The organism is Plantactinospora endophytica (genome assembly GCF_016862915.1).
Classification (GTDB): Bacteria; Actinomycetota; Actinomycetes; order Mycobacteriales; family Micromonosporaceae; genus Plantactinospora; species Plantactinospora endophytica.
Genome location: NZ_BONW01000004.1, coordinates 363,159 through 370,107, shown reverse-complemented (window position 1 = coordinate 370,107; position 6,949 = coordinate 363,159). Strand labels below are relative to the sequence as shown.

The following is a 6,949-nucleotide window of genomic DNA, read 5'->3' as shown; positions in this document are numbered from 1 at the left end:
TCCGACAGCGCGAGATGCCGGACAGCCGGCCTGAGACCGCTCGACGTGGCGAGCCGGCCAGACGCGGTGCCGCCGTGCGGCCGAGACGGAATCGCCGAACAGATGCGGCGAGGCAGCCAGTGCCCGGCGAGACGCGGCGAGCCGGCTTGACGCAACCGGGTCCGGGGTCCACCGTCGCGGGTGATGAGCCAGCCCAGTCGCAGTACCCGCGCCCGGCACGAAGCCCTGGCGCCGCCCTTCCGGGAATGCGTCGACGACTTCGCCCAGCACCTCGCCTCGGTCGAGAACCGGTCGACGCACACCGTCCGGGCGTACGTCGCGGATGTGGTGTCGCTGCTCGACCATGCCGCTCGGATGGGCTGCGCCGAGCCCCGGGACCTGGACATCACCGTGCTGCGGAGCTGGCTCGCGAAACTGCGTACCTTCGGGGCCGCCCGCGCCTCGTTGGCCCGGCGCGCCGCGTCCGCCCGTACCTTCACCGGTTGGGCGCACCGGTCGGGACTGTTGGACACCGACGTCGGTGCGCAGTTGGCCAGTCCTCGGGCGCATCGCGAACAGCCGGCGGTACTCCGGACCGAACAGGCGAGCGAACTGGTGACCGCGCCCGCTGAGGACGGGTCACCGGAGTCGTCGCGGGACCGTGTGGTGCTCGAACTCCTCTATGCCACCGGCATCCGGGTCAGCGAGCTGTGCGGCCTGGATCTCGGCGACGTCGATCCGGCCCGGCGGGTGGTCCGGGTGCTGGGCAAGGGCGCGAAGGAACGGACCGTGCCGTACGGAGTGCCGGCCCAGCGGGCGCTCGACGACTGGCTCACCACCGGCCGGCCGCGCCTGGCCGGCGCGACGAGTGGTGCCGCACTACTGCTCGGGGTACGCGGCGGGCGGCTCCAGCCCACCGTGGTACGTCGGATCGTCGACGACTACGCCCGCATGACGGGCCTGCCCCGGATCAGCCCGCACGGGCTGCGGCACTCGGCCGCCACCCATCTGCTGGAGGGCGGTGCCGATCTGCGCGCCGTGCAGGAGCTCCTCGGGCACGCCACGCTGTCGAGCACACAGATCTACACCCATGTTTCGGTCGAACGGCTACGGGCGGCGTACCGCCAGGCACACCCCCGGGCCTGACCACCACAGCAGACGACCGGACCCCGACCACCGCCGCAAAGGCATCCAGAGCCGGAAGCATCCAGCGGCGGCGGAACAACCACCGGCCGAAAGCAGCCACGGGGGAAAGCAGCCACAGGCGCCCGGGACAATCAGGGCCGGAGGCAGCCACAGGCGGAGGCAGCCACAGGCGGAGGCAGCCACAGGCGGAGGCAGCCGGGCGGAGGCAGCCACAGGCTTCATGGCAGGTGGGAGGTTGTCGGGGTAGGCAGAGGCGTCACAACTGCGGGTCGAAGAGACGGCAGGCGGTAGCCGGGGCTGCCGGTGGATCTCGCGTTCCCGGCCGGCGCCCCATCGGCGTACGGCTACGATCACCGGATGAGCACCGCCGGGCCGCCGCCGCCCGTGCCGATCCCCGGCGCCCGCCTGCTGTTCTCGCTTGATCCCGGCGTCGCCCATCTCAACCACGGCTCGTACGGTGCGGTGCCGATCGGGGTGCAGCGGGCTCAGCAGCGGCTGCGGGACGAGACCGAGGCCAACCCGATGCGGTTCTTCAACCGGGGACTCGTCGACCGGATCACCCACGCCCGCCGGCATCTGGCCCGTTTCCTCGGTGCCGACCCGGACGGCACCGCCCTGATCGGCAACGTCACCATCGGAGCCGCCGTCGTGCTGCAGTCGGTGGGGTTGGAGCCCGGCGACGAGGTGCTCTGCACCGACCACGGATACGGCTCGTTCGCCCTCTCCATCGATCGGGAGGCGCGTCGGACCGGGGCCGTCCGGCGGACCCTGACGGTGCCGCTGACCGCCACGGACGAGGAGGTCGTCGAGATCGTCCGCGCCGGAATCCGACCCGGCCGTACCAAGCTGCTCGTCGTCGACCAGCTCACCTCGTCGACCGCCCGGCTCTTCCCCGCAGCGGCGATCGCCGCCGTGGCCCGGGAACGCGACGTTCCGGTGCTGGTCGACGGGGCGCATGCGCCCGGAATGCTGCCGGTTCCGGTGGACAGTCTCGGTGCCGACTTCTGGATCGGCAACCTGCACAAGTGGTGCTTCGCCCCGCGCGGTACCGCAGCGCTGGTGGTGGCGCCCCGGTGGCGGTCACGGATGGAGCCGTTGGCCGTCTCCTGGGAGGAGGAGTCCGGCTTCCCCAAACGGGTGGAATGGCAGGCGACGCTCGACTACACGCCCTGGCTCGCCGCGCCGGTGGGCGTGTTCACCCTTCGTACGCTCGGACTGGATCGGGTCCGGGCGCACAACGCGGAACTGGCCGCGTACGGGCAGCGGGTTGTCGGTCGGGCTCTCGGCATCGCGCCGGCCGACCTGATCGAACCCGGCGGACCGACGGTGTCCATGCGGCTCCTTCCGCTGCCGGCCGGCATCGGCACCACCTTTCCCGACGCCATCGCCCTGCGGCAGCGGATCGGCGACGAACTCGGCGCGGAGGTCGCCGTCAACCCGTGGCGGGAACGCGGCTGGCTACGACTGTCCGGCCAGATCTACAACCGTGCGGACGAGTACGACCGCCTCGCCGAACGCCTACCGGCCCTACTCGCCACGCTCGGCTGAGCGACGACTGGACAGCCGCCGTCGGCCGACGACTCATCGTTGGGCCGGCCCGGCCATCCATTCACTGCGTTCGAGGCTGAGCTGTCAGCGCCGATCCGGTCGCCGGGTTCCGCCGCCAGTGGCCGACCGACTACTGCCACCGATGGGGGCGAGACGACCGGCCGGAGGTACGGTCGGGCGCGACCGGCAGCAGTCGAACCCGACCGAGTCCAAGCAGCAGCAGCGGATCGAGGTACTCGTCACCTCGGCGCAGGCCCCAGTGCAGGCAGGCGGATCCGGCCGCCGCGCAACCCGGGTGGCCGGACAGCAGTACGCCGAGCGGATCTCCCGGCCGGACCGGATCCCCGGCCGCCAGCCCTGGCCGCACCGGCTCGTAGGTGGTGCGTAGTCCGTTGGCATGGGCGACGCTGACCAACGGCCGGCCGGCGACGCTACCGGCGAAGTACACCACCCCCGGCCCGGCGGCCCGGACGGTCGCGCCGGCCGGCGCGGCGAGGTCGACGCCGCGATGTCCGGCCAGCCACGGCTGCGGTGGCGGATCGAACCGGCGGACCACCCTTGGCGCCCCGTCGAGTGGCCACCGGAAGTCACCCCGCACCGGCGCCACCCCACGCACTGATGCGGCCACGAACCCGCCCACCAGGTGGACCGGTGCCGCCGGGTGCAGCGGCGCCGGATCGCTGGCCGAGATCACGGCCACCGCGTCCGCGAACGTCCCGCCGCTCCAGGCCGGGGTGGCACCACGCCTTACCGGCTCCCCCGTGGCCCCGGCGCCGGGCCGGATCGCCGGCAGAGCCCCCGCCAGCAGCAACACCGGAAGTACGACCGCCAGCCCTCGGCCGGGCCATCTGTTCGTCATGGTCGTGCAGCGTCGCGCCGCCACCAGCCTCCCGCAACCGCCCGGACGGCAACCTGTGCACAACCGACCCGGCTGTGGACAACCCCCACGACACCCGACGATCTGATATGTCCGGCCCCGCCCCACCTCCATGCAGCCGACGAACGGCCCCCGATCTCGCCGAACCGGAGCCGGCAGCCACCGAACCGCAAGCGCCCGGACGTCAGACGGGCACGAAAGCTGGACACCGAAGGCGGCACGCACCGGACCGCAGGATCGTGCTTCGGGAACGCGACATCGACCGTCGGGCCGGAGGTTGAACGGGCACTCCGGTGGACCGTTCCAAGCCCCAGCCCCCAGAAGGCCGATAACCGGAGCCGGCCCCGCACCGGAGGAGAGCAGCACCGGCAGCAGCGACGGAAACCGGGCCGCGAGAGGTAGCGATCTCGAAGTCGACCAGCGGACGAAGGGACTTCACCGTGTCTCACAGGGCGGCCGGGATCCGACCTCCGGAACAGCGACGGGTACGAAGGCCGAAACCGGACACGGCTCCCCCGGTGACCTGGGCCGGCAGGGCATTGGCGAAGCCGCCTCGCCTAGGCTGGACAGCCCGAGGCGGGATCACGCCCGTCACCGGCACGAGGAGCGGCGATGACCACAGTGGACGACGTGAGCCGGCCTTCCCGGGTGGCCGATGCGGACGAGGGCATCAGCCTCGAGGAGCTGGGCCTCGCCGCACGCAACCACGCGCTTCCGCTGGAGGCACTCCGTTACGACGTCACCCCGGTGGGCCTGCACTACCTGCTCATCCACTACGACATCCCCGACCTGGACGCCGACCGGCATCTGCTGACCATCGACGGCCGGGTCGACCGGCCGCTGACCTTCAGCCTCGCCGACCTGCGTGCCCGGCCCCGGGTCACCCGGCGGGTCACCCTGGAGTGCGCCGGCAACGGTCGGGCGTTGTTGACACCTCGGCCGGTGAGCCAGCCGTGGCTTTCCGAGGCGGTCGGCACCGCCGAGTGGACCGGCACACCGCTGGCGCCGCTGCTGCGTGAGGCGGGGCTCGCGGCGGACGCCGTCGACGTGGTGTTCACCGGCGCCGACCACGGGGTGGAACGCGGCGTCGAGCAGGACTACCAGCGCGGACTGCCGGTGTCCGAGGCGCTGCGCGAGGAGGTGCTGCTGGCGTACGAGATGAACGGCGTACCGCTGCTCCCGCAGCACGGAGCGCCGCTGCGCCTGGTGGTGCCCGGCTGGTACGGCATGGCGCACGTCAAGTGGTTGACCCGGATCAGCGTGCTCGACCGGGAGTTCGACGGCTACCAGAACGCGGTGGCGTACCGGCTGCGCACCTCGGCCGACGACCCGGGCGTTCCGGTCACCCGGATCGAGCCACGGGCGCTGGTCCAGCCGCCCGGCTTTCCGGACTTCATGTCCCGGATCCGGGTGGTCCGGCCGGGTCCGTGCACGGTGCAGGGTCGGGCCTGGTCCGGGCATGCTCCGGTGACCGCTGTCGAGGTGACCACGGACGGGGGTGTCACCTGGGTCCCCGCCACCCTCGACCCGGCCGGTCCGGCCGACCGGTCGGGCTCCGCCAACGAGTGGGGCGCCGCCAACGAATCGACCTCCGCCAACGGGTCGAACACCCTCAACGAATCGGGCGCCGCCAACGGGTCAGGCGCCGGTTCGGCGGGGCCTACGACGCCGGACGGCGAGCTGGCCGGGTCCACGACGCCGGCCGCCAGGTCCACGACGTCCGACAACGCCAGCGCCCAGCTCGGCAACGGCGGCCCGACCGTCGACGAGCGCTGGGCATGGCGCGGCTGGCGGTACGAGTGGCCGGCGACCCCCGGCCGGTACGTGCTGGGTGCGCGGGCCACCGACGCGTCCGGGCGTACCCAGCCGATCACCCAGCCGTGGAACCGGGGTGGCTTCGCGAACAATCTCGTCCAGCGGGTGGAGGTCGTGGTCACCGACGATCTCTAGGGCTGGCGGCGGCAGGGCGGCGCGGCGGCTCACCCCGGTCGATCGTCGCGCCGCCGGGTCCGAAACACCGGGTTCGGGGCGGTCAGCCGCCGGTCGGGGGATGGCGGGCGATCAGTCGCCGGGCCGGAGCACAACTTTCGGGACGACTGCGGGGCGGTCGGCCGGTCAGCCCCGACCAGCCGACGGTCCGGGCACGGCGAGCCGGCGCTACGCGTGCAGGCGGCGTTCGCTCGGGTTGTCGGCTATCGGGACGTCCGCCATGCCGCCGGGCCGGCGGTTGCCGGGGCGACCGGCAGGTCGAGGAGCAATGACGATCAACCGCCGAATCCAGAATCAGCGGGAAGGGAGATGTCCGGCTTTTCGAGTTCTTCGACGTTGACGTCCTTGAACGTCATTACTCGGACATTTTTCACGAAGCGCGCCGGTCGATACATATCCCAGACCCACGCATCGTGCATTTCCACCTCGAAGTAGACCTCACCGTCAGAGTTGCGGACATGCAGGTCGACCTGGTTCGCCAGGTAGAACCGCCGCTCGGTCTCCACGACGTAGGAGAACTGGCGAACGATGTCGCGGTACTCCCGATAGAGCTGCAGCTCCATCTCGGTCTCGTACTTCTCGAGATCTTCCGCGCTCATCCCACTCCGCCTTCCATGGCCACATCTTCCCCCACCAACGCTGACCGTCGAAGCCGCTCGCCCAACGCCACGCCGACGGTACTCCCTGCCCGGTCCCCGTGCGCCATCGACTCGTTCCCGGCGAGGTGCGCCGGCCGGCGGGAGCGCGGCGGCCGACCGACCCGGCCGGAGACGGTCGCGACGTTGACGTACGAGAAGCGATGTTCCGGACACGGGCCGTGACGTTCCAGTGCGGCGCTGTGCTCGGCGGTGATGTATCCCTTGTGCTCGGCGAAACCGTACCCGGGGTGCTGGTCGTCCAGCTCCACCATGATCCGGTCTCGGGTGACCTTGGCCAGCACGCTCGCCGCCGCGACACAGGCGGCGACCTGGTCACCCTTCCAGACGGCCAGCCCCGGCACACCCAGCCCGTCCACCCCGAACCCGTCGGTCAGCACGTAGTCCGGCACGACGGCGAGGGAGGCCAGCGCCCGCCGCATCGCCGCCAGGTTGCACACGTGCAGCCCTCGGGCGTCGACCTCCACCGCCGGGATGACCACCACGGCGTACGCGAGTGCCCGGTCGACCACCTCGGCGTAGATCCGCTCCCGGGTGGCCGGGGTGAGCAGCTTCGAGTCGGCCAGCCCCTCGATCTCGCCCCGCCGGCCGTCCGGCAGCACCGCCGCGGCGGCCACCAGCGGACCGGCGCAGGCACCCCGACCCGCCTCGTCCGCCCCGGCCACGTGCGGAAAGCCTCGTCGCCGCAGGGCACGTTCCATGGCGTAGATTCCGCCCTCGCGGCGGATCACCGTACGGGGTGGGGTCAGCACCG

The 6,949-nt window shown here is 72.1% G+C and carries 6 protein-coding genes; 3 read left to right on the top strand and 3 right to left on the bottom strand.

Features of this window, described 5'->3' with window-relative positions:
• The first annotated feature begins 183 nt into the window (after positions 1-183).
• Both Pen02_RS07380 and Pen02_RS07375 read left to right on the top strand, forming a co-directional pair.
• The gene (locus Pen02_RS07380) at positions 184-1,125 is read left to right on the top strand and encodes a tyrosine recombinase XerC (protein ID WP_203865154.1); all 942 of its coding nucleotides are present in this window, start codon (positions 184-186) and stop codon (positions 1,123-1,125) included.
• 357 nt (positions 1,126-1,482) lie between these two features.
• Positions 1,483-2,673, top strand: a complete 1,191-nt coding sequence (locus tag Pen02_RS07375; RefSeq protein ID WP_203865153.1) for an aminotransferase class V-fold PLP-dependent enzyme — start codon at positions 1,483-1,485, stop codon at positions 2,671-2,673.
• A 130-nt stretch (positions 2,674-2,803) separates the two neighbouring features.
• Here the strand turns inward: Pen02_RS07375 and Pen02_RS07370 are convergent, their stop codons facing one another.
• Positions 2,804-3,532 (bottom strand): murein hydrolase activator EnvC family protein, encoded by a 729-nt coding sequence (locus Pen02_RS07370; RefSeq protein ID WP_203865152.1) that lies wholly within the window; start codon positions 3,530-3,532, stop codon positions 2,804-2,806.
• A 630-nt stretch (positions 3,533-4,162) separates the two neighbouring features.
• Between Pen02_RS07370 and Pen02_RS07365 the strand changes: the two genes are divergently transcribed.
• Entirely contained in the window at positions 4,163-5,500 is a 1,338-nt protein-coding gene (locus Pen02_RS07365; protein ID WP_239140190.1) for a sulfite oxidase, read from the top strand.
• Between the two features lie 314 nt (positions 5,501-5,814).
• Here Pen02_RS07365 and Pen02_RS07355 read toward each other — a convergent pair whose 3' ends face one another.
• On the bottom strand, positions 5,815-6,138 hold the full coding sequence (locus Pen02_RS07355; RefSeq protein WP_007075222.1) for a DUF2469 domain-containing protein: 324 nt from the start codon (positions 6,136-6,138) through the stop codon (positions 5,815-5,817).
• Positions 6,135-6,947, bottom strand: coding sequence for a ribonuclease HII (locus tag Pen02_RS07350; protein WP_203865151.1), 813 nt, complete (start codon positions 6,945-6,947; stop codon positions 6,135-6,137). Before Pen02_RS07350 ends, Pen02_RS07355 begins: the two co-directional genes overlap by 4 nt.
• Between the last annotated feature and the right edge of the window lie 2 nt (positions 6,948-6,949).